Source organism: Zeimonas sediminis, assembly GCF_023721795.1.
Taxonomy (GTDB): domain Bacteria; phylum Pseudomonadota; class Gammaproteobacteria; order Burkholderiales; family Burkholderiaceae_E; genus Zeimonas; species Zeimonas sediminis.
In genome coordinates this window covers 313573-336804 of sequence record NZ_JAMQYE010000002.1, presented here as the reverse complement: position 1 = coordinate 336804, position 23232 = coordinate 313573, and the positions used below count along the sequence as shown (strand labels likewise).

At 72.0% G+C, this 23232-nt stretch carries 23 protein-coding genes, 1 other RNA gene and 1 riboswitch; of the genes, 11 read left to right on the top strand and 13 right to left on the bottom strand.

What is annotated here, in order from left to right; genetic code table 11:
• Nucleotides 1–24: 24 nt before the first annotated feature.
• On the bottom strand, nucleotides 25–1704 hold the full coding sequence (gene ilvD, locus M6I34_RS16975; RefSeq protein ID WP_272486995.1) for a dihydroxy-acid dehydratase: 1680 nt from the start codon (nucleotides 1702–1704) through the stop codon (nucleotides 25–27).
• 200 nt (nucleotides 1705–1904) lie between these two features.
• Here ilvD and lgt point away from each other — a divergent pair, with 200 nt between their 5' ends.
• Together lgt and M6I34_RS16965 are read left to right on the top strand one after the other, a co-directional pair.
• Complete coding sequence (lgt, locus tag M6I34_RS16970; protein ID WP_272486994.1) at nucleotides 1905–2714, top strand: prolipoprotein diacylglyceryl transferase; 810 nt, start codon at nucleotides 1905–1907, stop codon at nucleotides 2712–2714.
• The gene (locus tag M6I34_RS16965) at nucleotides 2711–4063 is read left to right on the top strand and encodes a malonyl-CoA decarboxylase (protein ID WP_272486993.1); all 1353 of its coding nucleotides are present in this window, start codon (nucleotides 2711–2713) and stop codon (nucleotides 4061–4063) included. Before lgt ends, M6I34_RS16965 begins: the two co-directional genes overlap by 4 nt.
• A 75-nt stretch (nucleotides 4064–4138) precedes the next feature.
• Here the strand turns inward: M6I34_RS16965 and M6I34_RS16960 are convergent, their stop codons facing one another.
• From M6I34_RS16960 to M6I34_RS16930, 7 genes are all read right to left on the bottom strand, one after another.
• On the bottom strand, nucleotides 4139–5362 hold the full coding sequence (locus M6I34_RS16960) for a CaiB/BaiF CoA transferase family protein (RefSeq protein WP_272486992.1): 1224 nt from the start codon (nucleotides 5360–5362) through the stop codon (nucleotides 4139–4141).
• 210 nt (nucleotides 5363–5572) lie between these two features.
• Nucleotides 5573–5803 (bottom strand): hypothetical protein, encoded by a 231-nt coding sequence (locus M6I34_RS16955; protein WP_272486991.1) that lies wholly within the window; start codon nucleotides 5801–5803, stop codon nucleotides 5573–5575.
• Nucleotides 5804–6003: 200 nt separating this feature from the next.
• Nucleotides 6004–6843, bottom strand: a complete 840-nt coding sequence (locus tag M6I34_RS16950) for a sulfite exporter TauE/SafE family protein (RefSeq protein ID WP_418953562.1) — start codon at nucleotides 6841–6843, stop codon at nucleotides 6004–6006.
• Between the two features lie 105 nt (nucleotides 6844–6948).
• A complete protein-coding gene (locus M6I34_RS16945) occupies nucleotides 6949–7422 on the bottom strand; it encodes an EVE domain-containing protein (RefSeq protein WP_272486989.1) in 474 nt (157 codons plus the stop codon).
• 84 nt (nucleotides 7423–7506) lie between these two features.
• A non-coding RNA gene (gene ssrS, locus M6I34_RS16940) (6S RNA) lies at nucleotides 7507–7690 on the bottom strand.
• Between the two features lie 50 nt (nucleotides 7691–7740).
• Complete coding sequence (locus M6I34_RS16935) at nucleotides 7741–8043, bottom strand: cell division protein ZapA (protein ID WP_272486988.1); 303 nt, start codon at nucleotides 8041–8043, stop codon at nucleotides 7741–7743.
• Nucleotides 8044–8065: 22 nt separating this feature from the next.
• Nucleotides 8066–8296: a DUF904 domain-containing protein gene (locus tag M6I34_RS16930; protein ID WP_272486987.1), complete on the bottom strand. Its 231-nt coding sequence runs from the start codon at nucleotides 8294–8296 to the stop codon at nucleotides 8066–8068.
• 265 nt (nucleotides 8297–8561) lie between these two features.
• On the opposite strand from M6I34_RS16930, the gene M6I34_RS16925 reads away from it, so the two are divergent.
• The 5 genes from M6I34_RS16925 to M6I34_RS16905 all read left to right on the top strand — a co-directional run bounded on the left by M6I34_RS16925 (nucleotide 8562) and on the right by M6I34_RS16905 (nucleotide 15656).
• The gene (locus tag M6I34_RS16925) at nucleotides 8562–11000 is read left to right on the top strand and encodes a protein-disulfide reductase DsbD family protein (protein ID WP_272486986.1); all 2439 of its coding nucleotides are present in this window, start codon (nucleotides 8562–8564) and stop codon (nucleotides 10998–11000) included.
• A gap of 78 nt (nucleotides 11001–11078) precedes the next feature.
• Nucleotides 11079–11723 carry a thioredoxin family protein gene (locus tag M6I34_RS16920; protein WP_272486985.1) on the top strand — a complete coding sequence of 215 codons (645 nt, stop codon included), beginning with the start codon at nucleotides 11079–11081 and terminating at the stop codon, nucleotides 11721–11723.
• A gap of 16 nt (nucleotides 11724–11739) precedes the next feature.
• Nucleotides 11740–12020, top strand: a riboswitch (cobalamin riboswitch).
• A 63-nt stretch (nucleotides 12021–12083) separates the two neighbouring features.
• Nucleotides 12084–13949 carry a TonB-dependent receptor domain-containing protein gene (locus tag M6I34_RS16915; protein WP_272486984.1) on the top strand — a complete coding sequence of 622 codons (1866 nt, stop codon included), beginning with the start codon at nucleotides 12084–12086 and terminating at the stop codon, nucleotides 13947–13949.
• Nucleotides 13950–14160: 211 nt separating this feature from the next.
• The gene (locus M6I34_RS16910) at nucleotides 14161–14934 is read left to right on the top strand and encodes a helical backbone metal receptor (protein WP_272486983.1); all 774 of its coding nucleotides are present in this window, start codon (nucleotides 14161–14163) and stop codon (nucleotides 14932–14934) included.
• A gap of 86 nt (nucleotides 14935–15020) precedes the next feature.
• Nucleotides 15021–15656, top strand: coding sequence for a ParA family protein (locus M6I34_RS16905; RefSeq protein WP_272486982.1), 636 nt, complete (start codon nucleotides 15021–15023; stop codon nucleotides 15654–15656).
• Here the strand turns inward: M6I34_RS16905 and M6I34_RS16900 are convergent.
• Genes M6I34_RS16900 through M6I34_RS16890 form a run of 3 tightly spaced genes read right to left on the bottom strand, consistent with a single transcriptional unit; the run spans nucleotide 15607 to nucleotide 17345 of the window.
• The gene (locus M6I34_RS16900) at nucleotides 15607–16056 is read right to left on the bottom strand and encodes an ExbD/TolR family protein (RefSeq protein ID WP_272486981.1); all 450 of its coding nucleotides are present in this window, start codon (nucleotides 16054–16056) and stop codon (nucleotides 15607–15609) included. The two genes, M6I34_RS16905 and M6I34_RS16900, sit on opposite strands and share 50 nt — an antisense overlap.
• Before the next feature lie 19 nt (nucleotides 16057–16075).
• A complete protein-coding gene (locus M6I34_RS16895; RefSeq protein ID WP_272486980.1) occupies nucleotides 16076–16819 on the bottom strand; it encodes a MotA/TolQ/ExbB proton channel family protein in 744 nt (247 codons plus the stop codon).
• 46 nt (nucleotides 16820–16865) lie between these two features.
• Nucleotides 16866–17345: an energy transducer TonB gene (locus tag M6I34_RS16890; RefSeq protein ID WP_272486979.1), complete on the bottom strand. Its 480-nt coding sequence runs from the start codon at nucleotides 17343–17345 to the stop codon at nucleotides 16866–16868.
• Nucleotides 17346–17881: 536 nt separating this feature from the next.
• On the opposite strand from M6I34_RS16890, the gene M6I34_RS16885 reads away from it, so the two are divergent.
• Nucleotides 17882–18823 carry a ChaN family lipoprotein gene (locus tag M6I34_RS16885; RefSeq protein WP_272486978.1) on the top strand — a complete coding sequence of 314 codons (942 nt, stop codon included), beginning with the start codon at nucleotides 17882–17884 and terminating at the stop codon, nucleotides 18821–18823.
• A gap of 22 nt (nucleotides 18824–18845) precedes the next feature.
• Here M6I34_RS16885 and dapB read toward each other — a convergent pair whose 3' ends face one another.
• Both dapB and M6I34_RS16875 read right to left on the bottom strand, forming a co-directional pair.
• The gene (gene dapB / locus M6I34_RS16880; protein WP_272486977.1) at nucleotides 18846–19649 is read right to left on the bottom strand and encodes a 4-hydroxy-tetrahydrodipicolinate reductase; all 804 of its coding nucleotides are present in this window, start codon (nucleotides 19647–19649) and stop codon (nucleotides 18846–18848) included.
• A 3-nt stretch (nucleotides 19650–19652) separates the two neighbouring features.
• On the bottom strand, nucleotides 19653–20102 hold the full coding sequence (locus M6I34_RS16875) for an outer membrane protein assembly factor BamE (RefSeq protein WP_272486976.1): 450 nt from the start codon (nucleotides 20100–20102) through the stop codon (nucleotides 19653–19655).
• 74 nt (nucleotides 20103–20176) lie between these two features.
• On the opposite strand from M6I34_RS16875, the gene fur reads away from it, so the two are divergent.
• The 3 genes from fur (at nucleotide 20177) to M6I34_RS16860 (ending at nucleotide 23223) form a co-directional block, all read left to right on the top strand.
• On the top strand, nucleotides 20177–20605 hold the full coding sequence (gene fur / locus M6I34_RS16870; protein ID WP_272486975.1) for a ferric iron uptake transcriptional regulator: 429 nt from the start codon (nucleotides 20177–20179) through the stop codon (nucleotides 20603–20605).
• A gap of 147 nt (nucleotides 20606–20752) precedes the next feature.
• The gene (locus tag M6I34_RS16865) at nucleotides 20753–22285 is read left to right on the top strand and encodes a circularly permuted type 2 ATP-grasp protein (protein WP_272487225.1); all 1533 of its coding nucleotides are present in this window, start codon (nucleotides 20753–20755) and stop codon (nucleotides 22283–22285) included.
• The gene (locus M6I34_RS16860) at nucleotides 22285–23223 is read left to right on the top strand and encodes an alpha-E domain-containing protein (protein WP_272486974.1); all 939 of its coding nucleotides are present in this window, start codon (nucleotides 22285–22287) and stop codon (nucleotides 23221–23223) included. Before M6I34_RS16865 ends, M6I34_RS16860 begins: the two co-directional genes overlap by 1 nt.
• The last annotated feature ends 9 nt before the right edge of the window (nucleotides 23224–23232 follow it).

Here is a 23232-nt window from a genome sequence, read left to right as displayed (position 1 = left end):
ACTGCCTCCCGCGCCGTCGTCGCGTCAGAAGTCGTCGAGCACCGCGCCGCGGCTCGCGCTGCTGGTCAGCGCGTTGAACTTGGCCAGCACGCCGCGCTTGTACGGCTGCTCGGGTGCCTTCCACTCGGCCCGGCGCTTCGCCAGCTCTTCTTCACTGACGTTGACCTGGAGCAACAGCTGGTGCGCGTCGATCGTGATCGAGTCGCCTTCGCGCACCAGTCCGATCGGGCCGCCGACCGCGGCCTCGGGCGCCACGTGGCCGACGACCATCCCCCAGGTGCCGCCCGAGAAGCGGCCGTCGGTGATCAGGCCGACCGACTCGCCCAGCCCGGCACCGATGATCGCCGACGTGGGGGCGAGCATCTCGGGCATGCCGGGCGCGCCCTTCGGGCCCAGGTAGCGCAGGATCATGATGTCGCCGGCGACGATCTTGCCGTCGAGGATCGCCTGCAGCGCGCTCTGCTCGTCGTCGAACACGCGCGCCGGTCCGGTGATGACCGGGTTCTTCAGGCCGGTGATCTTGGCCACCGCCCCTTCGGGCGACAGGTTGCCCTTCAGGATCGCCAGGTGGCCCTGCTTGTACAGCGCCTTGTCGATCGGGAAGATGACGTCCTGGTCGGCGCGCGGCGCATCGGGGACGTCCTTCAGTTCCTCGGCCAGCGTGCGGCCGGTGATCGTGAGGCAGTCGCCGTGGATCAGCCCGGCGTTCAGCAGGATCTTCAGCACCTGCGGGATGCCGCCGGCGCGGTGCAGGTCGGTGGCAAGGTACTTGCCCGAGGGCTTGAGGTCGCAGATGATCGGCACCCGCTTGCGGATGCGCTCGAAGTCGTCGATCGACCAGTCGATGCCGGCCGAGTGCGCGATCGCCAGGTAGTGCAGCACCGCGTTGGTCGAGCCGCCGGTGGCCATGATCAGCGTGACCGCGTTCTCGATCGACTTCTTCGTGACGATGTCGAGCGGCTTCAGGTCCTTGCGGACCGCTTCGACCAGCACGCGCGCCGACTCGGCGGCCGACTGGCGCTTCTCGTCGTCGGGGTTGGCCATGGTCGAAGAGCCGAGCAGGCTCATGCCCAGCGCCTCGAACGACGAGGACATCGTGTTGGCGGTGTACATGCCGCCGCAGGAACCGGTGCCGGGGATCGCGTTGCGCTCGATGCCCTCGAAGTCTTCCTCGCTCATCCGGCCGCGCGAGAATTCGCCCACCGCCTCGAAGACCGAGACGATGTTCAGGTCCTGTCCCTTCCAGCGGCCCGGCTTGATCGTGCCGCCGTAAACGTAGATGGCCGGCACGTTGGCGCGCATGATGCCCATCATGCCGCCGGGCATGTTCTTGTCGCAGCCGCCGATGACCAGCACGCCGTCCATCCACTGGCCCTGCACCGAGGTCTCGACGCAGTCGGCGATGACCTCGCGCGAGATCAGCGAGTACTTCATGCCCTCGGTGCCCATCGACATGCCGTCGGAGATCGTGGGCGTGCCGAAGACCTGCGGGTTGCCGCCGGCGGCCTTGACCGCCTCGACCGCCGCGTCGGCCAGCACCTGAAGGCCGCTGTTGCACGGCGTGATCGTGCTGTGTCCGTTGGCGATGCCGATCATCGGGTTGGCGAAGTCGCTCTTCTCGTACCCCATCGCGTAGTACATCGAGCGGTTGGGCGCGCGGGCGACGCCCTCGGTGATGTTGCGGCTGCGGCGGTTCGCGGTCATGGCTTGGGCTGGCTGGTCGGTTGAAGGATCGTCGGCCAGTTTAGCAAAGCGCTCTCCCCGTGGCCGGACGCCCGCCCCACATAGCGGACCGTCGCCCGCGCTCCGTCGTCCCACGCCGTGGCGGCCCGTGTCAGAATCCCCCGGGCGCCCCGACGATCCTCGGCCGGCGCGGACCGGCGCGACCACTTCCAAGCCTCTTCATGCTCGTTCACCCGCAGTTCGACCCGATCGCCTTCAGCCTTGGACCGGTGGCCGTACGCTGGTACGGCCTGATGTACCTGGTCGCGTTCGCGCTGCTGTTCCTGCTGGGCCGCGCCCGTATCCGCGCCGGCGCGCCGTCGGTGCCGCCGAAGTTCGGCGTGCGCGACCTCGAGGACCTGCTGTTCTGGGGCGCGATCGGCACGGTGCTCGGGGGGCGGCTCGGCTACGTGCTGTTCTACAAGCCCGGCCACTTCCTCGCCAACCCGCTCGACATCCCGATGGTCTGGCAGGGGGGCATGGCCTTCCACGGCGGCCTGCTCGGGGTCATCGCGGCGATGGCGCTCTTTGCGTGGCGGCGCGGCTGGCCCTTCCTGCGCATCGCGGACTTCATCGCGCCGCTGGTGCCGCTCGGCCTGGCGGCGGGGCGCATGGGCAACTTCATCAACGGCGAGCTCTGGGGCAGGCCCACCGACCTGCCCTGGGGCCTGGTGTTCCCGCAGGCCGGCGACGGCATCGCGCGACATCCTTCCCAGCTGTACCAGTTCGCCGGCGAGGGCCTGCTGCTGTTCGCGATCGTCTGGCTGTTCTCGTCGAAGCCCCGGCCGATGGGCGCGGTCTCGGGCGTATTCCTGGCAGGTTACGGGGCGCTGCGCTTCCTGGCCGAGTTCGGCCGCGAACCCGATGCCTTCCTGGGCCTGCTCGGCTTCGGGCTGTCGATGGGACAGTGGCTCAGCCTGCCGATGATCGCGATCGGACTGGCGCTGCTGGCATTCTCGAGGCGCGCTGCGCCGGTGGAGGAACGGAAATGAACCAGGTCGGTGCAGTGTTCGAACGCTTCCGGAAGGCCCGGAAGGACGCCCGCGAGCGGGCCGCACTCGATCAGCTGCTCGACGACGCGCGGCAGCTGATGACCGAGCGCGGCGAGTCGAACAGCATCGCGATCGCGACCCGCGCGCTCGGCCACTACCGCCATCTGGGCGCCGACGCGGTCCAGCGTTTCTTCGAGGTGCTGGCGAGCGAGTACGACCCCGACCCGGCCGAGATGCTGGCGCTCGCCCAGCAGTACGCCGAGACCCGCTCGCCCGAGGCGCTGATCGCGCTGCAGAGGGTGGCCGATCCGCCCCGCCAGGCGCTGCTGCGCAGGCTGAACCTGGCGCCCGGCGGCACCGGCACGCTGGTCGCGATGCGCGCCCGGCTGCTCGAGCGCCTGAAGGGCGACGCGTCGCTGAAGGCGGTCGACGCCGACTTCCAGCACCTGCTGTCGTCGTGGTTCAACCCGGGCTTCCTGCAGCTGGCCGAGGTCGACTGGAACTCTCCGGCGCAGCTGCTCGAGAAGATCATCCACCACGAGGCGGTGCACGAGATCGACGGCTGGGCCGACCTGCGCCGCCGGCTCGAGCCCGACCGCCGCTGCTTCGCCTTCTTCCACCCGGCGCTGCCCGACGAGCCGCTGATCTTCGTCGAGGTGGCGCTGCTCGAGGAAATGCCCTCGGCGATCGCGCCGCTGCTCGACCGCAAGGGGGAGCCGCAGGCCGACGCCGACCGCTTCCGGGTGGCGGCGTTCTACTCGATCTCGAACTGCCAGCCCGGGCTGCGCGGGGTCAATCTCGGCAACTTCCTGATCAAGCGCGTCGCGGATCGCCTGAAGCAACAGTTCCCGAAGCTGAAGACCTTCTGCACGCTGTCGCCGATCCCGGGCTTCGCGGGCTGGCTGGCCAAGGTCGAGACGCTCGAGTCCTCGCGGCTCAAGCCGGCAGCGGTGGCCGGCCTGCAGGCCGGGCTCGACGAACTGCGCGAGCGCTACGGCAAGGACTGGTCGCTGCTCGCCACGCCGCCCGAAGAGGGCGGCGCGCGCACCGCCGAGGCCAGGCGGCTGGACGCGGACCGTCAGATGCTGCACCGGCTGTGCGCGTTCTTCCTGCTGCACACGGCGCCGGGCGATGCCCGCGGCTCCGACCCGGTGGCGCGCTTTCACCTGAACAACGGCGCCCGGCTCGAGCGGATCAATCCGGCGGCCGACCTGTCGCGCAAGGGGATCAGGCAGTCGCACGGCCTGATGGTCAACTACCTGTACGACCTCGACGAGATCGAGGCCAACCACGAGAAGTTCGTCGACGGCCGGGTCAGCGCGTCGCGCGCGGTGCTGTCGATGCCCTGATCCCTGTCCCGCGCCCCGGAGCGGCTGCGCGGCCGGGTCCGCCCGCGCCCGGACGAAGCCCGGGCGGGCCCGCGATCAGATGACCTTGTTGGCGCGAAGCGCGGCGATCTCGTCGGCCGACAGGCCGAGCTCCTGCTGGAGGATCTCCTCGCTGTGCTGGCCCAGCACCGGCGGCGCCTTCGCGTACTCGACCGGCGTTTCCGAGAAGCGCAGCGGGCTGGCGATCAGCCGCGCCGTGCCGGCCAGCGGGTGCGGTATGTCGAACAGCGCGCCGCGCGCCACCGCCTGGGGCTCCTCGAAGGCCTGGCCGATCGTGTTGATCGGGCCGTTGGCCACGCCCGCCTCGTCGAGGATCGCGCACCACTCCTTCGTGGTCTTCCGCTTCATGATCCCGTCGAGGATCGGCGTGATGATCGCGCGGTTCTCGACCCGCTTGGCGTTGGTCGCGAAGCGCGGGTCGTCGGCGAGCTCGGGGTGGCCGGCCGCCGCGCAGTACTTGCGGTACAGGTTGTCGTTGCCGCAGGCCACGATGACGCTGCCGTCGGCGGTCGGGAACACCTGGTAGGGCACGATGTTCGGGTGCGCGTTGCCGATGCGGCCCGGCGATTCGCCGGTCGCGATCCAGTTCATGCCCTGGATCGAGGTGAGCGCCAGCGCCGAGTCGAGCAGCGAGATGTCCAGGTGCTGGCCCTTGCCGGTCTCGGCGCGGTGCGCGAGCGCCGCGCAGATCGCGATCGTTCCGTACATGCCGGTCAGGATGTCGATGATCGGCACGCCGAAGCGCACGCCGTAGCGGTCGGTCTCGGACTCGGGCGAGCCGGTGATGCTCATCAGGCCGCTCATGCCCTGCGCCATGAAGTCGTAGCCGGGGCGCTCCTTCCAGGGGCCGGTCTGGCCGAATCCGGTGATCGAGCAGTAGACGATGCCGGGATTCACCGCCTTGATGTCCTCGTAGCCCAGGCCGTAGCGCGCCAGGTCGCCGTACTTGTAGTTCTCGATGACGACGTCGCACTTCGCGGCGAGCTTGCGGATCATCTCCTGCGCTTCGGGCTTCGAGATGTCGGCCGTCAGAGAGCGCTTGCCGCGGTTGGCCGCGCAGAAGTAGGCCGCCTCGCTGGTGTCCTTGCCGTCGGCGTCCTTCATCCAGGGCGGGCCGAACGCGCGCGAGTCGTCGCCCTTGACCGGGCGCTCGATCTTGATCACGTCGGCCCCCATGTCGGCCAGGTTCTGGCCCGCCCAGGGGCCGGCAAGCACCCGGCTGAGGTCGAGAACCTTGATGTGGGAAAGGGGGCCGCTCATGTTCACTCTCCGGATTGGCGATCCGCGCGGATCGGGACGGGTCGGTTTCGAAGCCGGCGATGATAACGCCGAAGGCCGGCGCTCATCGCCCGCCGTGCGCCGACCCGGAACGCGGGGGATGCCCGAAGGCGCGCAATGCGCGGGCGAGCCGAACGCCCGAATGCGGCGAACGCCCGGTTCTGCCGAACGCTCGAGCGCGGCGAATGCCCGTCAGACGATCGGGCCGATCTGCCGGTCGGCCAGCCAGGCCTCGGCCCGGCGAAAGGCCAGCAGGCGCGCGTGGCCGTCGAGACCCGTGGCGAGTGCGCCCCGAGGATCGGGACGGGCCGGGGATCCGGCGCGGCCCTTGCGCACGGAATCGGAATGGAGGCTGCCGGCTGCCGGCCCGGCCGGATGGTCGGGCCCGGTGGAGCAGGCAGCGGGGGCGTCGGCGCTGGTCACGGCCGTCTCCCACGGGGCGAAAAGGGGGTAAGGGAGATTCTGCCCCCGTTCCTGTCTTTCCGCACCCCCTTTTCGGGTGATTCCCGGTCTTCGGGGCCCGCCCGGACCGCGGTGCCGGAGCCTGCCCGGACCTCGAGGCCGGCGCGAACCGGCCCGGGGCGGGACCGCCGGCGCCTGCCGGCCGGCCCCTTCGAGCGAGGTCAGCCCGCCAGGCCCTTCCAGAGCATGTACAGGCAGAGCGCGTAAAGCAAAAGCGCGAACACGCGCTTGAGGCCCGCCACCGACATCGCGTGGGCGGTCTTCGCGCCGAAGGGCGCGGTCAGCATGCTCGTGGCAACGATGCACACCAGCGCGGGCAGGTACACGTAGCCGACCGTGCCCGCCGGCAGCTCGAGGTTCCAGCCCGCGATGACGTAGCCGAGCGTGCCCGCCAGCGCGATCGGGAAGCCGCAGGCAGCGCTGGTGGCGACCGCCTCGTGGATCCTGACGTTCGAGCGGGTCAGGAAGGGCACGGTGACGAAGCCGCCGCCGGCGCCGACGATCGCCGAGATCACGCCGATGATTCCGCCGGCGCCGAGCATGCCGCGCGGGCCGGGCAGCACGCGGTCGGCCTTCACTTCGCGCTTGAACAGCATCTGCGTTGCCATGAAGCCGACGAACACCGCGAAGGAGATCGCGAGCAGGTTGCCCTTGAGCAGGTGCGCGACCTGGGCGCCGGCCAGCGAGCCGATCACCATGCCGGGAGCCAGCGTGCGGACCACGTCCCATCGGACCGCGCCGCGCTTGTGGTGGGCGCGAACGCTGGACAGCGAGGTGAACAGGATGGTGGTCAGCGAGGTGGCGATCGCGACCTTGACGACGATGTCGATCGGGAAGCCGCGCGTGGACAGCAGCATCGTGATGAAGGGAACCATCAGCATGCCGCCGCCGATGCCCAGCAGGCCGGCGGCGAAGCCGGTGAAGCTGCCCAGCAGCAGGAACCAGAAGAGCAGCGGGAAGTCGATCACGGGAAAATCTCCGGCCTGGCGAGGTGCGCGCATCGGGCCTGCCCCGGCTTTCCGGGCGGCGGCGCGCCGCGCAAAGCCGGCAATGCTATCACCGGGCCGCGCGGCGAGGGCAGGGCGGCAGCGGCCGGCGGCAGCGCGTCAGCGTTCCGGCAGCAGCACCTCGGTGACGAATCGCCACTCGGCCTCGGTAAGGGGCGTGATCGACAGCCTGTTGCCCCGCCGCAGCACCAGCATGTCGGCGAGCTCGGGGTGCGCGCGCATTTCGGGCATCGCGAGCAGGCGGGTCTTGCGCAGCGCGCGGACGTCGACCAGCAGCCAGCGCGGCGAGTCGGGCCGGCTCTTCGGGTCGAAGTACGGCGAAGCGGGATCGAACTGCGTGGGATCGGCGCGCGGGCCCGAGGCGACTTCGGCGATGCCGGCAATGCCCGGCTGCGCGCAGCCCGAGTGGTGGAACAGCACGCCGTCGCCCGGGCGCATCGCGTCGCGCATGAAGTTGCGGGCCTGGTAGTTGCGCACCCCTGTCCAGGGCACGGTGGCGCCCGGCGCCGCGAGGGCGTCGTCGATCGAGCACTCGTCGGGCTCGGACTTCATCAGCCAGTAGCGCCGGGTCATGGCAGGCAGGGCAGGGGGCTGCGCGCCCGGGCGGGCGCGAGACGTTTATTGCTCGCCCGAGCGGGCGCGCACTGTGAAGAGTAAGGAGACCCCGCCTGTGCCGGCGGACCGGCATCCTGAACCGTGAAGTTCAGTTCGGCCGCAGTAGGCGCCGCATCAGGTTCGTCCGGCGAAGGGACGATCACAACAGCAGCGCACCATGAACCGCGACCTGATGCATCGCATTGGTTCAAGGAATATATGGCCCAATCGAACACCGCAGGGTCTGGGACGCATTCTACCCGCTCGACGCCGGCAGGGGCCACCCGGCCATTGGTCCTAGAACAGGCTTTCCTGGCGCTTGATCTCGGCGTCGATGTCCTCGGACATCTTGCGGATGCGGTGCGCCATCTCGGCCGACTTGGGGCCGACGGCCGAGTTGTCGCCGCCCAGCAGCTCGTGCGCGAGCTGCAGCGCCGCCATCACGGCGATCCGGTCGACGCCGGAGATGCGGCCCGCGTCGCGGACCGAGCGCATCTTCTCGTCGACCATCCGGACCGCTTCGAGCAGCCGCGGCTTGTCGTCGTCCGCGACCGAAAGGCGGAATTCGCGGTCGAGGATCTTGACGTCGATCTGTGGCATCGGAGTCTCGCCGTGAACCGCGTCAGGGCGCGGCGGTATCGGAGCCTGCAGTGGCCGCGGGCGGCGCCGGCAGGCGGGACAGGGCCGCCTCGACCCGCGCGCGGGCCTCGGCGATTCGCTGCTGCAACTGCTCGTTGGCCACCTTCGCGGCGGCGAGCTGGTCGCGCAGCGTGGCGTTCTCGTCGGCAAGGCGGCGAGACAGCGAGAGCATGCGTTCGACGCGCTCGCCGAGTTCCTGCAGTTCCTGATCCATTGCGCGATGTTATGGAGCGGCCCGAGGGGGGTCAAGTCGGGCAGGATTCGGGCACGGCCGGGTCGCGCCGGCCGCCGGGAACAGCGCGCTGCAAGGGGCCGCGGCACCGTCCGACGCACGGCAGGCCGACGCTCGGGCCCCGCTCCGGTAGCATTGTCCGGCTTGGCAGTCCCTGTTCCCGAGATCCGCGATGTTCCCCTCCCCGGTTCGCCCCTCCATTTTCGCCTCCGATCGAGCCTCGGCTGGCCCCGCTGCGCGTGCGGGCTTGCGGCCCTTCTCCCGGCTTGGCGGGGCGCTCGCCTGGCTGGTGCTCGCCGCGGCCCTGCTGCTCTCGGCGCTGCCGGCGCCGGGCTTCGCGCAGGCGAGGGGCGCGCAGGGGGGTGCGGTTCGCGTCGAGGCGGTCGAGGTCGAACTGGTCGCGCGCGAGGCCGCCGTGGTGCCTGGCAAGCCGCTCACGCTCGGCCTGCGGATCCTGCACGATCCCCACTGGCACACCTACTGGAGGAATCCCGGCGACTCGGGCCTGGCCACCCAGCTCGAGCTGTCGCTGCCGGCCGGTTTCGCGGCGGGCCCGATCCAGTGGCCGGCGCCCGAGCGCCTGTTCATCCCGCCCCTGGCCAACTACGGCTACGAGGGCGAGATCGTGCTGCCGCTGCAGGTCGCGGTGCCGGCATCGATCGACGGCGATTCGGTGCGCCTGGCGGGCAAGGCCTTCTGGCTGATGTGCCGGGACGTCTGCATTCCCGGCGAGGCCGAGCTCTCGCTGGCGCTGCCGGTCGCGCGCGGCGCGGCGCCGCCGCCGTCACGCCACGCCGCGCTGTTCGAGGCCGCGCGGGCAAGGATGCCGGCGGCGGCCCTGCCGGTCTCGGTGTCCGTCGATGGCGACCGCATGTCGATCGGGTTCGACGACGCGCTCGCGTCGGCCGAGTTCTTTCCTTACCGGGAAGGACTGCTCGCCCACGCCGAGCCGCAAGCGCTGTTCGAGCTGCCGGCTGCCGGCAGGCCGGCCCGCCGGCTCGAGGTGCGTCTCAGCGCCGAGGGCGCCCAGGCTGCCGCCGACCCGGCGGCGCGCCAGGCGGCGGCCGAGGGCATCGTCGTGTCGGGCGACAAGGTCTTCGAGCTGAAGCCGGTTGCGGCCTCGTCACCGCTCGCCGGCGGCACCGAGATCTTCCGGGTGGCTGGAGCGCCCGCCTCGGCGGCGCCTGCCGGCGGCGGTTTCCAGCTTCCCGGGCTCGGCGGCCCGGGCGCTGCGTCGACCGGGGCGCCGGTGATCTCGCTGCCGGGCGGCGCCGCGGGACCGGGCAACCAGGCCAGCGCATCGGGCGCGGGGGTGCCCGCCGCCGGCCTGACGCCGATGAACCTGCTCGTGGCCGCGGTCTTCGCGGCGATCGGCGGGCTGATCCTGAACCTGATGCCCTGCGTCTTCCCGGTGATCGGGCTGAAGGTGCTCGGTTTCGCGCGGCACGGCGGCGGCGGCGACGCCGCGCACGCGCAGGCGGCGCGCGGCGCGTCGCGGGCCGGCGCCTTCGCGTTCTCGGCCGGCGTGGTCGTGTCGTTCTGGCTGCTGGCCGGCCTGCTCCTCGCGTTGCGCGCGGCCGGGCAGGCTGCCGGCTGGGGCTTCCAGCTGCAGTCGCCGGTCTTCGTCGCGGCGATGGCACTGCTCTTCGTGGCGATCGCGCTTAACTTCTCGGGCGTGTGGGAGTTCGGCGCGGCGATGACCCGGCTCGGTCAGTACGACCCGGCCTCGCGCGGGGCGCCGGCCGAGCGGCCGGGCGCCGGCGGCGGCTCGCCGCTGCTCGGTTCCTTCGGCTCGGGCGCGCTCGCGGTGCTGGTCGCCACGCCCTGCACCGCGCCGTTCATGGGTTCGGCGCTCGGGTTCACGCTTTCGGCCACGGCCCTCGAGACGCTGGTCGTGTTCACCGCGCTGGGCCTCGGCATGGCGCTCCCCTATCTGCTGCTCGGTCTCTTCCCCGCCTGGCTGCGCTGGCTGCCCAGGCCAGGCCGCTGGATGGAGAGCTTCCGCCAGGCGCTGGCCTTCCCGATGTACGCCACCGCCGCCTGGCTCGCCTGGGTGCTGGGCCAGCAGGCGGGGATCGACGCGGTGCTGGCGCTCGCGATCGGCGCGGTGCTGGTCGGTTTCGCTGCCTGGCTCTACGGGCGCTTCGTGCAGCAGGCCGCGCCGGCGCGAGTCGACCCGGCGGCGGCGCGACGGCGACGGGTGGTGGCGGCATCGCTCGCGGTGCTGTCGTTGGCGGGTGGCCTGCTGGTGGCCTGGCCGGACGATGACGTTGCCACCGGGGGCCAGGGGGCCTCGGGTGGGAGCGCCGTCCCGGCCGCGGTTTCCGATGCCGCGGCCTGGCACACCTGGTCGGCGCAGGCAGTCGCCGAGGCGCGGGCGGCCGGCCGGCCGGTCTTCGTCGACTTCACCGCAGCCTGGTGCGTCAGCTGCCAGGTCAACAAGAAGCTGGTGCTCAACGGCGACACGGTCGTCGAGGCGATGCACCGTGCCGGCGTCCTCAGGTTGAAAGCCGACTGGACCAACCGCGACCCCGAAATAACGGCCGAGCTGGCGCGCCACGGTCGCAATGGCGTGCCGCTCTACCTCGTTTACCTGCCGGGAGCCGAGCAGCCGCTGGTGCTGCCCGAACTGCTGACCAACGGGATCGTGCTCGATGCGCTCGCGGGCAAGGGGCGCAGCGGCTAGCGGTTCGCGGTTCGCGGCCGCGCCTGCGCGGCAGGAACGAGTGGCCGCCTGTGTGAACCGACCCAGGAGCCCCGAGCAATGAAGAACGACCTCGAGTCCATCGACCCCCTGCGCAGGCTGGCGATCGCCGGCGCCGCCGCGATGCCGGTCGTCGCGGCCTTGCCTGGAACCGCGCGCGCCGCGGTGCTGCCCGGAGCGCAGGCCCCGGACTTCGCGCTGCGGACGGTCGACGGAAAGGAGATCGGTCTGTCGGCGCAGCGTGGCCGCCACGTGGTGCTGGAGTGGACCAACCCGGGTTGCCCCTTCGTGCAGAAGCACTACGACTCGGGGAACATGCAGGCCCTGCAGAAGCGCTACCGCGAGCAGGGCGTGGCGTGGCTAGCAATCAGCTCGACCAACCCGTCCAGCCGCGATTGGCTCGAGCCGGCGAAGCTCGCGGCGCGCATGATCGGCGACTGGGGGGCGTCGCCCACCGCGCTGCTGCTCGACGAGGACGGCAAGGTCGGCCGGGCCTGGGGCGCGAAGACCACCCCGCAGATGTTCGTGATCGATCCGCAGGGCAAGGTCGTCTACGCCGGGGCGATCGACGACCGGCGGTCCACCGACCCGGCCGACGTCGCCCGGGCGAAGAACTGGGTGGTCGCGGCCTTCGACGACATCGCGGCGGGGCGCGCGGTGGCGACCGCATCCACCGTGCCTTACGGCTGCTCGGTCAAGTACTGACGCCAGGGTCACCGTCTACAATCGCGGCGCTTCCGGTGCCGCGCAGGCCTCTCTCGGCCAGGCGGTCAAACGGGAAACAGGGAGCGCATCGCCCAGCGCGAGCGCCAACCTGTGCTGCCCCCGCAACGGTAAGCAGCGGCGCCGCCTCGCGCGGCCCGCCGGACATCCAGCAGGCCACTGGTCGCGCGCGGCGTTCTGCGCCGGCGTTCTGGGAAGGCCCGTCCGGCGTACGCACCGGTCTGTTGGCCGGCGCGTTCCGCTGCCAGCCCGGATACCGGCCGGAAGGGAGGAATTCGCCCCGGGCGAATCCCGTTTCCTGAACCGCGCGCCTTACGGTGGGTAAGGCGCAGGAGGCCTTCCGTGTCCTTTCCCTCTGTGTCGTCGTTTAGAGCGCCGTCGGCGCGCCTCGCCCTGGCCGTCGCCGCCGGCTTCGTTCTGCCCCCATCGGCGGCAGCCCAGTCCCCGCTCGACGCGGTCGTCGTGACCGCCACCCGCAGCGACACGCCGGTCGAGCGCACGCTCGCCGACGTGACGGTCGTCGACGCGCAGGCGATCCGCGACGCGGGCGCTTCCACGCTGCCCGAGCTGCTGCGCAGCGCCGGCGGCATCGAGATCTCGCAGAACGGCGGGGCCGGGTCGGTGTCGGGCGTCTTCCTGCGCGGCGCGCGCACCTCGCAGACCCTGGTCCTGATCGACGGCATCCGGATCGAGAACCCGGCCAGCGGCGGCGGACTGACCGAGTTCCTGCCGCTGTCGGCGATCGACCGGATCGAGATCGTCAGGGCGCCGGCCTCGTCGCTCTACGGCTCGGCGGCGGTCGGCGGCGTGGTCCAGATCTTCACCCGCCGGCCGGCCGGCGACGGGATCGTGCCGTTCGCCTCGGCCGGCTTCGGCAGCCGCGGCACGCGCCAGCTGCAGGCCGGCGTGAGCGGGCGGCAGGGCGATACCGGCTTCAGCCTTTCGCTGTCGCAGGAGGCCACCGACGGTTTCGACGCCACCTTGCCCGGCAGTCCCGACCGGCAGGCCGACCGCGACGGCAACCGGGTCGGCGTGCTGACCGCCTCCCTGACGCACAGGCTGTCGGCCGACTGGCGCCTGGGCGCGAACCTGCTGGTGTCCGACGGGCGTGTCGAGTACGACGATGCCTTCTCGACGCCCGAGACGGCGAAGATGGACTACCGCTCGGCCGCGGTCTCGGCCTTCGTGACCGGCCGCCTGTCGTCGCAGTGGGAGAGCACGTTTCGCGTGGGCAACAGCTCGATCGACTACTCGTTCGCGGCCTTCACCTTCGCGCCGCGAACCGACTCGCGCACCGTCGCGTGGGAAAACCTGGTCGAGGCGGGCGGCTCGCGCTGGCAGTTCGGCCTCGAGACGGTCGAGCAGAAGATCGCCGGCGAGGGGATGACGGTCGGCGCCTTCGTCTACGCGCGCGACGAGCGCGACACCGACTCGGCCTTCGCGGGCTGGGAGAGGGACTTCGGCGCGCACCTGCTGCGCGCTTCGGTGCGCCACGACCGGATCGAGGCGGTCGGCTCCGAGACCAGCGGCTCGCTCGGCTGGGGCTGGCGGGTCTCGCCGCAGTGGCTGCTGCGCGCCGGCTGGGGCAGCGCCTTTCGCGCGCCGACCTTCGACGACCTGTACAACCCGTGGTCGCCGAACCCGACGCTGCGGCCGGAGCGCTCGATCGGCGTGGAGCTGGCCGCCGAGTGGCGGCGCGGCAGCGACCTGTTCAAGGCGACCGCCTTCTCCAACCGGATCCGCGACGCGATCGAGCTCGACGCCTTCTACACCGCGCAGAACCTCGAGGTGGCCAGGGTGCGCGGCCTCACGCTGGAGGGCCGGCGAAGCGTCGGCGATTTCGCGTTTCGCGCGAGCGTGACCTTCCAGGATCCCCAGGCCGAACGCACCGATTCGCTCACCGGCATCACGACCGACAGCGACCTGGCCCGGCGCGCGCGCCGGCACGCCACGCTCGGCGCGAGCTGGCGCCACGGCCCCTGGCGACTGGGCGCCGATGCGATCGCGCAGGGCGAGCGCGTGGACACCACGGGCGCGCGCATGGCCGGCTACGCCTTCGTCGACCTGTGGGGAAGCTATCGCCTGGACCGGCGCTGGCAGCTGTTCGGCCGGCTCGGTAACGTCGCCGACCGCGAGTACGAGACCGCCTCCGGCTACCGGGCCGCGCCCCGGGCGCTGTTCGTCGGCGTTCGCTACGAAGGACGCTGAAGCGGTGCGAGGCCGGTCGCGCGCCGCCCTCGCAGCCCTGGCGGTGCTCGCCGGGCTCGCGCTGCCGAGCGGGCCGGCGGCTGCGGGTGCGGGTGCGGGTGCGGCCGGGGCGGCGGGCGCGGCTGGCCCGGGGAGCGACGGCAGCGCTCCGATCTCGCTGGTCGACGATACCGGCGCATCGATCCGCCTCGAGCGCTTGCCGCGGAGGATCGTGTCCCTCGCGCCGCACGCGACCGAGCTGCTGTTCGCCGCCGGCCTGGGCGGGCAGGTCGTCGCGGTCGATCCGGACAGCGATCACCCGCCCGAGGCCAGGGGGCTGCCGAAGGTCGGCGCGCTGCCCGAGCCCGCGGTCGAGCGGCTGGTCGCGATGCGCCCCGACCTTGTCGTCGCCTGGGCGCCCGCGGTGCGGCCGGGTTTCGTCGGGCGCATGGCCCGGCTGGGCGTGCCGGTCTTCGTTTCCGATCCGCGCACGCTCGATTCGATCGCCGGCAGCCTCGCGCGCTTCGCGCGGCTGGCGCCCGACGGCGGCGCCGCGGGGCGCGCCGCTGCCGGGCGTTTCGCCGCGGAGCTGTCGGCGCTTCGCGCCCGCTGGGCGGGCAGCGTGGCGCTGCCGGTCTTCGTGCAGGTCTGGGGGAATCCGCTGATCACGATCAGCGATCGCGACATGATCGGCGACGCGATCGCGGCCTGCGGTGGCGTCAACGTGGCCGGGTCGCTGCCCGGCGCCGCGCCGCGGATCGACGTCGAGCGGGTGCTGGCGGCCCGCCCGGCGCTCGTCGTGGCCACCGACTCCCCGGGGGCGATCGCGCGGTGGCGACAGCTGGGGCTCGTGGAGCCCGCCGGGCCGGCGCGCTTCGCCTACCTGGACCCGGTCGTGCTGCAACGGCCGGGCCCCAGGGCCCTGGCCGCCGTCGCCGCGCTGTGCGAGGCGATCGACGCGGCCCGTTCGCCGCCGAGCGCCGGCCAGGGGCGGCCTGCGCGCTGATTTCCCGCGCGACCGGTCCGCGAAGCGATGCGACCGCGCAGCCTGCGCTAACATCGAACGCGTTGCCGCATTCGGGAGTTCGGGACATGCCGGTCGTGGCCGTGGTCAATCCGAAGGGCGGGGTCGGCAAGACGACCCTCGCGACGAATCTCGCCGGCTATTTCGCCGGCTCGGGGCGCCGGACGATGCTCGGCGATTTCGACCGTCAGCAGTCGTCGGTGCACTGGCTGCGCCTGCGCCCCGAGGCGCTCCCCGCCATCGAGACCTGGGCGATGGACGGCCGCGTGGCGCGGCCGCCCAAGGGCGTCACGCACGTGGTGCTCGACACGCCTGCCCAGATCGATGCCCGGCGGCTCGCCGACGTGGTGCGCGTGGCCGACCGGATCGTCGTGCCGCTTCAGCCCTCGATGTTCGACGTGCTGGCCACCGGCGCCTTCCTGGAGAACCTGCGCAAGGCCTTCCGGAGCCCGGGCGAGTATCGCGAGACCGTCGCGGTCGTGGGCATGCGGGTCGATCCTCGCACGCACTCGGCCGAGCAGCTCGGCCGCTTCGTCGAGACGCTCGAGCTGCCGGTGGCGGGCATGCTGCGCGACACGCAGAACTACCTGCACCTGGCCGCGCACGGCCTGACGCTGTTCGACGTGCCGAACCAGCGCGTGGAGAAGGACCTCGCTACCTGGCGGCCGCTGCTGGACTGGGTGGAAGGCCGGTCGGGTCGGTGACGAAGCCGATGTTCGTCACGCCGGCCGACCGTGCGGCGGACATCACCTCGGCGATCCGCTGGTAGCGCGTGTCGCGATCGGCGCGCAGGTGCAGTTCCGGCGGCGGCGTGCGCGTGGCCGCGTCGGCGAGCCGCGCCGACAAGGTCGCGATGCCGTCGAGCGGATCGTTGTTCCAGTAGAGCCCGCCCGCCGCGTCGATCGACAGCGCGATCGTCTCCGGCTTCTCGGCCGCGGGCGGCGCCTCGGCCCTCGGCAGGTCCAGCCTGATCGCATGGGTGAGCAGCGGCGCGGTGATGATGAAGATCACCAGCAGCACCAGCATCACGTCGACCAGCGGGGTCGTGTTGATCTCGGCCATCGGCTGGCCGTTGCTTCCAGAACCGAGCGATCCGAATGCCATTGCGCGTTCTCCTCGCGGCTCAGCGGACCATCGCGCCGCCGGTCAGCGGCGCCACCGGCCCTTTCAGGCCGTCGCGCTCGCCCGATTCCTTCAGCCTGCTGCCGGTGAGCAGCAGCGCCAGCAGGTCGTGCGCGAAGCCGTCGAGCTCGGCCAGCGCGATCCGGTTGACCCGCACGAAGGCGTTGTAGGCCAGCACCGCCGGGATCGCGACCGCCAGGCCGGCCGCGGTCATCACCAGCGCCTCGCCTACCGGGCCGGCGACCTTGTCGATCAGCACCTGGCCGCTGCTCGCGATCGCGATCAGCGCGTGGTAGATGCCCCAGACCGTGCCGAACAGGCCGACGAAGGGGGCGGTGCTGCCGACCGAGGCGAGGAAGGTCAGGCCGCTCTCCATCCTCGACGAGATCTGCGTGATCTCGCCGCGCAGCACCCGGGTCAGCATCTCCTCGCGGTCGACCGAGGCCGCCAGCGACTGGTCCGGCCGCATCGTCGCGGCGGCGACGGCCTTCTCGGTCATCGGCAGCAGCACGCGCTCGGTGTCGGTGTCGCGCATCGTGGCCAGCGCCTCGTCGAGAGAGCGCGCGTTCCAGAATCGCTCGAGCGCCGCCTTCGCGCTGCGCCGCTGGCGCCACGCGGTCCAGGCCTTCGACAGGATGAAGTACCAGCTGACCAGCGACATCGCCAGCAGCAGGTAGGCCACGCCGTGCGTGACCGCGTCGCCGGCCTGCCAGAAGTGCATCAATCCGAGTTCCCGTTCCTGCATTCGCTCTGTCCTCGATGAAGCCCGGTCGGTCGGGGCGCCTTGCCCGTCAGCCGTTCAGGCGGAATACCCATTTCCAGTCGCGATACCACTCGGCCACCGGCTCGCCGTCGACGGTGGCGGGCGTGAATCGCCACTGCCGCACCGTGTCGATCGCGGTCCTGTCGAGCAGCTCCGAGCCGCTCGAGCGCTTGAGCCGGACGTCGGTCACCCGGCCGTCGGCGCCCACCCGCACGTCGAGCAGTACCTCGCCCTGGTCGCCCATCCGCCTCGCACGCATCGGGTAGGGCGGCGGGGTGTTGCCGGCCCAGCTGGCGTCGACGCGCGGCGCGGTGCGGCGCGGCCCGGCCGGCGCCGCGGCGCTCGCGACCGCCGGGGCCTGCGCGGCCGCCCCTGCCGAAGGCGCAGCCGCGGGTCGCGATGCCGCGCTCGACGGCGTCTCGGCCGTCGGCGCCGGGGCGCTCGGCGTCGCCGTGCCCTCCGGGGGCGGTGCCGGGCTCGGCGCCGGCGTCGGCGCGGGCGCAGGCATCGGCGCCGGCGCGGGCCTCGGTTCCGGCGCGGGCCTCGGTTGCGGCGCGGCAGACGGCCGCGCCTGCGGGGCCGGCCGGAGTGTGGTTTCCGTCTTCTGTTCGGGCTTCGGCCTGGGAGGGGGCGTCGGCTCCTTCCGGACCGGGGCGGGCTTCGCCGTGAGCGGCGCCGGCTCCGGCTTCGGTGGCGGCGGCGGTTCCGACCTCGGTGCCGGCGGCGGCTCGGCCTGCCGAGGCTGCGGTGCCGCTGCGGCAGACGGGAGACCCGGCGCAACGGTCGGCGGAACGACCGGCGCAGGTTCCGGCACCGGCGGCGTCAGCAGGGTCACCCGCAGCGGCTCCACCGGCTCGGGCACGCCGGGCGCGTCGGCCAGCATCGCCACGCCGGCGAGCACCGCGAGGTGCAGGGCGACGGTGGCCGCGGCAGGGACGAGCGCTCGACGGTTCATCCTCGAAATCATATTGCAAACTAGAACCATTCTCGGTGATGGCGCGGGGGCACAGGTGCCGGATTCGCCGTCTGCCGCATACTTTAACGATGTGTCGGCCAACCGAATCCCCTCTCGCGCCTTCGCCCGCCGGCGAGCCGGCGCCCTGCGCGGTCCGCAGGCGCGCGCTCGGGTCGCTCGCCGGCCTCGCGCTCGCCGCCTGCGCCGCGCCGTCGCAGCGGTCCGTCGACGGGGTCGACGGGTCGCCGCCGCTGCCCGGGGCGCTGGCCTCGGCTCGGTTCGCGCTGCTCGGAGAGGTCCACGACAACCCGGCCGGCCATCGCCTGCGACTCGACTGGCTGCGCGAGATGACTGCCGCGCGCCGCTGGGCGATCGCGCTGGAGCAGTTCGACGCGCCCGCGCAGGCGCGGCTCGACGAGGCCCGCGCGAGGCTCGGCGGCCGGGTCGCCGCCGATCCGCGCGCGGCCGCCCGCGAGCTGGCCGAGTCGGCCGGTTTCTCGTTCGAAGGCTGGGACTGGGCCCTCTACGAGCCGGTCGTCGCGCTCGCGCTCGAACGCGGCCTGCCGCTGGTGGCGGCCAACCTCCCGGTGCGCCGGGACAGGCCGGTCGTCGAAGTCGGTCCGCCGGGCGGCTGGAGCGCGGACGATGCCGGGACGATGGCCGCGGCGATCCGCGACGGCCACTGCGGCTTGCTGTCCGAGCGGGCCGTGGCGGCGATGGTCCGCGTGCAACTGGCGCGCGACGCCACGATGGCCCGCGCGATGGTCGATGCGCATCGGCGCACCGGCCTGCCGGTGGTCCTGCTGGCCGGCAACGGGCACGTTCGCACCGACATCGGCGTGCCGCGCCATCTCGCCGACCTGCTGCCGGGCGAGCGAGGGGTGGCGGTGGGGATCGGCGAACGCGGCTCGGCTCCGGAAGGGCGCTTCGACCACTGGTTCGCGGTGGAGCCTGTCGAGCGCGAGGATCCTTGCGAGGCGCTGCGCCGCCGCTTCGGCGCCCGCAGCACGCCCGGCGGCGCGATGCGCTGACCCGGCCGGCCTCGGGGCGGCCCTAGCGCAGCCCCAGCACGTCCTGCATGTCGTAGAGCCCGGTGTCGCGGCCGGCCAGGAAGCGGCAGGCCCGCAGCGCCCCGTGCGCGTAGGTGACGCGGCTGGCCGAGCGGTGCGTGATCTCGATCCGCTCGCCGATGCCGGCGAACATCACCGTGTGGTCGCCGACGATGTCGCCGCCGCGCACCGTGGCGAAACCGATCGTGGACGGGTCCCGCTCGCCCGTGACGCCCTCGCGGCCGTACACGGCCACCTTCTTCAGGTCGCGGCCCAGCGCCTGCGCGACGACCTCGCCCATCCGAAGCGCCGTGCCGGACGGCGCGTCGACCTTGTGGCGGTGGTGCGCCTCGATGATCTCGACGTCGTAGCCGCTGGCGAGGATCTTCGCGGCGACCTCCAGGAGCTTGAAGGTGGCGTTCACCCCTACAGCCATGTTCGGCGCGAAGACCACCGCGGTGCGCTGCGCCGCAGCCTCGATCGCGGCCTTCCCGTCGGCGTCGAAGCCGGTGGTGCCGATCACCGCCTTCACGCCGTGCTTCAGGCAGGCCTCGAGGTGGCGCAGCGTGCCCTCTGGGCGGGTGAAGTCGATCAGGAAATCGGCGCCGGCCAGCGCCGCGTCGAGGTCGGCGGTGATCGCGATGCCGGTGGTGCGGCCGGCGAACTCGCCGGCCTCGCGGCCCAGCAGCGGGCTGCTCGCCACGTCGAGCGCGCCGACCAGCTCGGCGTCTTCGGCGTCGGCCACGGTCTCGATCAGCATCCGGCCCATGCGGCCGGACGCGCCTGCGATCGCGATGCGCATCGTCATCGGTCAGGATCCCTTCTTGTCGTCGGCGGGACGGAAGCCGGGCAGCGCCGGATCGCTCGGATCCTCGCGCAGCGGCAGCTCGTCGGCCTCGATTGCGCTGACCCGGTCGTTGGCGAAGCGCACGGTGACCCGGCGCAGCTCGGTCCGCCCGTTGGGGTGCTTGAAGCTGAAGACGTAGTCCCAGCGATCGGTGTGGAAGACGTGGCCGAGCAGCGGCGTGCCGAGCAGGAAGCGGACCTGGTCGCGCGACATGCCCTCGCGCACCTGGTCGACCTGCGTGCGGGTCAGGTAGTTGCCCTGCGGCAGGCCGCTGCGGTAAGGCTCGAACAGGCCGCTTCGCGAAGCGTCCTTCGACGCGCAACCCGCCGAGCCGAGCGCGACGCCGGCCGCAAGGCAGGCGATCGCCAGCCGGGCAGCGCGGCTGCGCGCCGTGAATGCAGTATCCGTGTTCATCTTGCCGGCAAGGGGCGGGCCCGAAACGAAAGTCGATATCATACGTCCACCCGTTTGCACGCCAGGCGACCGCCATGTCAGCCACCCTAGAACTGAAGAGCATGGGCCTGAAGGCCACGCTGCCGCGGCTGAAGATCCTCGAGATCTTCCAGCAGGGCAAGCAGCGCCACATGAGCGCCGAAGACGTCTACCGCGAGCTGCTGGCCGAGAACCAGGACATCGGCCTGGCCACCGTCTATCGCGTGCTGACCCAGTTCGAACAGGCCGGCCTGCTCAAGCGCAGCAACTTCGAGGCCGGCAAGTCGGTCTTCGAGCTCGACGAGGGCAAGCACCACGACCACCTCGTCTGCCTGCAGTGCGGGCGGGTCGAGGAGTTCTTCGACGCCGAGATCGAGAAGCGGCAGCAGAAGATCGCCCAGGAGCGCGGCTTCGAGCTGCAGGACCACGCGCTCGCGCTCTACGCGAACTGCGTCCGCAAGAACTGCCCGCATCGCCGCGGCTGATGCGGCCGGCCGCCTCGCGTCGTGGAGCCCGAGCAGCGGCGCGTGCCGCAGCCGAGTGCTGACAACGGGCACGCCGCTTGCTAAGTTGCGGGCATGAGCGCGACGAACCTGACCCCGATCCACCCGCCGCCGGGCATCTTCGACGAGATGCTCGATGCGCGCGGCGAGTGCCGGCCGCACTATGGCGCCTATGGCCGCTGGCTCGCCGCGACCAGCGCCGACTCCATGGCGGCCAAGCGGGCCGAGGCCGACCTGCTGTTCCGGCGCAGCGGGATCACCTTCGCGGTGTACGGCGACGAAGGCGGCACCGAGCGGCTGATCCCCTCGGATCCGGTTCCGCGGATCATCCCGGGCTCGGAGTGGTCGATGCTCGAGCGCGGGCTGGTCCAGCGGGTCACCGCGATCAACCGCTTCCTGGCCGACATCTACCACGGCCAGGAGATCCTGCGGGCCGGCGTCATTCCGGCCGAGCAGATCCTGGTCAACGACCAGTACCAGGTCGCGATGATCGGCACCCGCGTGCCCCGCGACATCTACGCGCACATCGTAGGCGTCGACATCGTCCGCGATGCCGACGGCCAGTACTACGTGCTCGAGGACAACCTGCGGGTGCCGTCGGGCGTGTCGTACATGCTGAGCAACCGGCGCACGATGATGCGCCTGTTCCCCGACCTGTTCCGCAGCCACGCGGTGCGCCCGGTCGAGCACTATCCCGCGCTGCTGCTGCACACTCTTCGTGCATCCACCGAGGTCGACAACCCCACGGTGGTGCTTCTCACCCCGGGCCGCTACAACAGCGCCTACTTCGAGCACGCCTTCCTCGCCCGGCAAATGGGCATCGAGCTGGTCGAGGGGCAGGACCTGTTCGTGCGCGACGGCTTCGTGTGGATGCGCACCACGTCGGGGCCCCAGCGGGTCGACGTGATCTACCGGCGGATCGACGACAGCTTCCTCGATCCGCTGGCCTTCCGGCCCGACTCGATGCTCGGGGTGCCCGGGCTGCTCGCCGCCTACCGGCTCGGCAACGTGGTGATCGCCAACGCGATCGGCACCGGCGTGGCCGACGACAAGTCGATCTACCCCTACGTTCCCGAGATGATCCGGTTCTACCTCGGCGAGGAACCGATCCTGAAGAACGTGCCGACCTGGATCTGCCGCAGGCCCGACGACCTGAAGTACGTGCTCGACCACCTGCCCGAGCTGGTGGTCAAGGAAGTGCACGGGGCGGGCGGCTACGGCATGCTGGTCGGCCCGACCAGCACCGCCGACGAGATCGCCCGCTTCGCGCAGGCCCTGAGGGCCGAGCCGGCCAACTACATCGCGCAGCCGACGCTGTCGCTGTCCACCTGCCCGACCTTCGTCGACGAGGGGATCGCGCCGCGGCACGTCGACCTGCGGCCCTTCGTGCTGGTCGGGCGCGATGTCCGGATGGTCGCCGGCGGGCTGACCCGGGTCGCGCTGCGCAAGGGCTCGCTGGTGGTCAACTCTTCGCAGGGCGGGGGCACGAAGGACACCTGGGTCGTCGACGAGCCGGGCAGCGCGGCGGCGCGCGATCACGCCGAGGCGGCGGCCGGTCTCGCGATCGAGCCGGTGCCGCCGGTCATGCCCGAGGAGGCCCACGAGCTGACGCCGCCCGAGCCGCCGGCGGGCATCGCGCCGACCGCGCACGGAGAGCGCTGATGCTGTCGCGCGTCGCCTCGCACCTGTACTGGATGTCGCGCTACCTCGAGCGCGCCGAGAACATGGCGCGGATCCTCGACGTCGGCCAGTCGCTCGCGCTGCTTTCGGCCGAGGACGGCGGCGACGCGATCGAGCCGCTGGTCATCACCGACACGCTCGCAGCCTTCGAGGCGAGCGGCCTGCCGGCCACTTCGGAGGGGGTCGCCCGTTTCCTGGCCTGGGACCCGCAGCATCCGTCGAGCATCGCCAACTGCCTGGAGGCCAGCCGCGAGAGCGCCCGCACCGTGCGCGGCGTGATCACCTCCGAGATGTGGGAGACGATCAACGACACCTGGCTGCAGCTGCAGCAGAAGCGCCGGGCCGGCGGCCAGCCGGTCGACTCGCCGTTCTTCGAATGGGTCAAGGAACGCAGCCACCTGTTCAACGGCGTCACGTCGGCCACGATCAGGCGCGACCAGCCGCACCTGTTCATCCTGCTCGGCGCCTACATCGAGCGGGCGGACAACACCGCGCGCATCCTGTCGGTCAAGCAGTACGCGGCCTCGCGCCGGGCCGCCGCGGCCGATGCCGAGACCGAGTACTCCGACTACTACCGGCTCACCTCGGTGCTGCGTTCGGTGTCGGCCTTCGAGGCCTATCGCGACACCTACCGCGACGCGGTCGACGCGCGCCGGGTGGCGGAGCTGCTGATCTTCGATCCGAGGCTGCCGCGCTCGCTGCGGTTCTGCTTCGACCGGATCGAGGGCATCCTGCGCCAGCTTCCCCAGCAGTCGGGCCGGCCCGCGCGCCGGCTGGCGGCCACGATCCACGCCAGGCTGGCCTACGGCGACGTGTCCGAGGTGCTCGCGCTGGGCATGCACGAGTTCCTCGAGATGTTCCTGCGCGACAACGTGCAGCTGGGCGAGGCGGTCCACGCGGCCTACCTCGAGATGAAGTGAGCGCCGTCC

Bases quoted from the DNA above. Each gene is read 5' to 3' on its own strand.
- M6I34_RS16960 (WP_272486992.1), bottom strand. From the start codon at position 5,362: ATGAGCGGCCCCCTTTCCCACATCAAGGTTCTCGACCTCAGCCGGGTG.
- dapB (WP_272486977.1), bottom strand. From the start codon at position 19,649: ATGACGATGCGCATCGCGATCGCAGGCGCGTCCGGCCGCATGGGCCGG.
- M6I34_RS16895 (WP_272486980.1), bottom strand. From the start codon at position 16,819: ATGCAGGAACGGGAACTCGGATTGATGCACTTCTGGCAGGCCGGCGAC.
- M6I34_RS16935 (WP_272486988.1), bottom strand. From the start codon at position 8,043: ATGCCACAGATCGACGTCAAGATCCTCGACCGCGAATTCCGCCTTTCG.
- M6I34_RS16860 (WP_272486974.1), top strand. From the start codon at position 22,285: ATGCTGTCGCGCGTCGCCTCGCACCTGTACTGGATGTCGCGCTACCTC.
- ilvD (WP_272486995.1), bottom strand. From the start codon at position 1,704: ATGACCGCGAACCGCCGCAGCCGCAACATCACCGAGGGCGTCGCCCGC.
- M6I34_RS16865 (WP_272487225.1), top strand. From the start codon at position 20,753: ATGCTCGATGCGCGCGGCGAGTGCCGGCCGCACTATGGCGCCTATGGC.
- M6I34_RS16930 (WP_272486987.1), bottom strand. From the start codon at position 8,296: ATGGATCAGGAACTGCAGGAACTCGGCGAGCGCGTCGAACGCATGCTC.
- M6I34_RS16875 (WP_272486976.1), bottom strand. From the start codon at position 20,102: ATGAACACGGATACTGCATTCACGGCGCGCAGCCGCGCTGCCCGGCTG.
- M6I34_RS16950 (WP_418953562.1), bottom strand. From the start codon at position 6,843: ATGCGCGCACCTCGCCAGGCCGGAGATTTTCCCGTGATCGACTTCCCG.
- M6I34_RS16890 (WP_272486979.1), bottom strand. From the start codon at position 17,345: ATGCCTGCGCCCGCGCCGACGCCGGCGCCGAGCCCGGCACCGCCCCCG.
- lgt (WP_272486994.1), top strand. From the start codon at position 1,905: ATGCTCGTTCACCCGCAGTTCGACCCGATCGCCTTCAGCCTTGGACCG.
- M6I34_RS16905 (WP_272486982.1), top strand. From the start codon at position 15,021: ATGCCGGTCGTGGCCGTGGTCAATCCGAAGGGCGGGGTCGGCAAGACG.
- fur (WP_272486975.1), top strand. From the start codon at position 20,177: ATGTCAGCCACCCTAGAACTGAAGAGCATGGGCCTGAAGGCCACGCTG.
- M6I34_RS16920 (WP_272486985.1), top strand. From the start codon at position 11,079: ATGAAGAACGACCTCGAGTCCATCGACCCCCTGCGCAGGCTGGCGATC.
- M6I34_RS16965 (WP_272486993.1), top strand. From the start codon at position 2,711: ATGAACCAGGTCGGTGCAGTGTTCGAACGCTTCCGGAAGGCCCGGAAG.
- M6I34_RS16945 (WP_272486989.1), bottom strand. From the start codon at position 7,422: ATGACCCGGCGCTACTGGCTGATGAAGTCCGAGCCCGACGAGTGCTCG.
- M6I34_RS16885 (WP_272486978.1), top strand. From the start codon at position 17,882: ATGTGTCGGCCAACCGAATCCCCTCTCGCGCCTTCGCCCGCCGGCGAG.
- M6I34_RS16900 (WP_272486981.1), bottom strand. From the start codon at position 16,056: ATGGCATTCGGATCGCTCGGTTCTGGAAGCAACGGCCAGCCGATGGCC.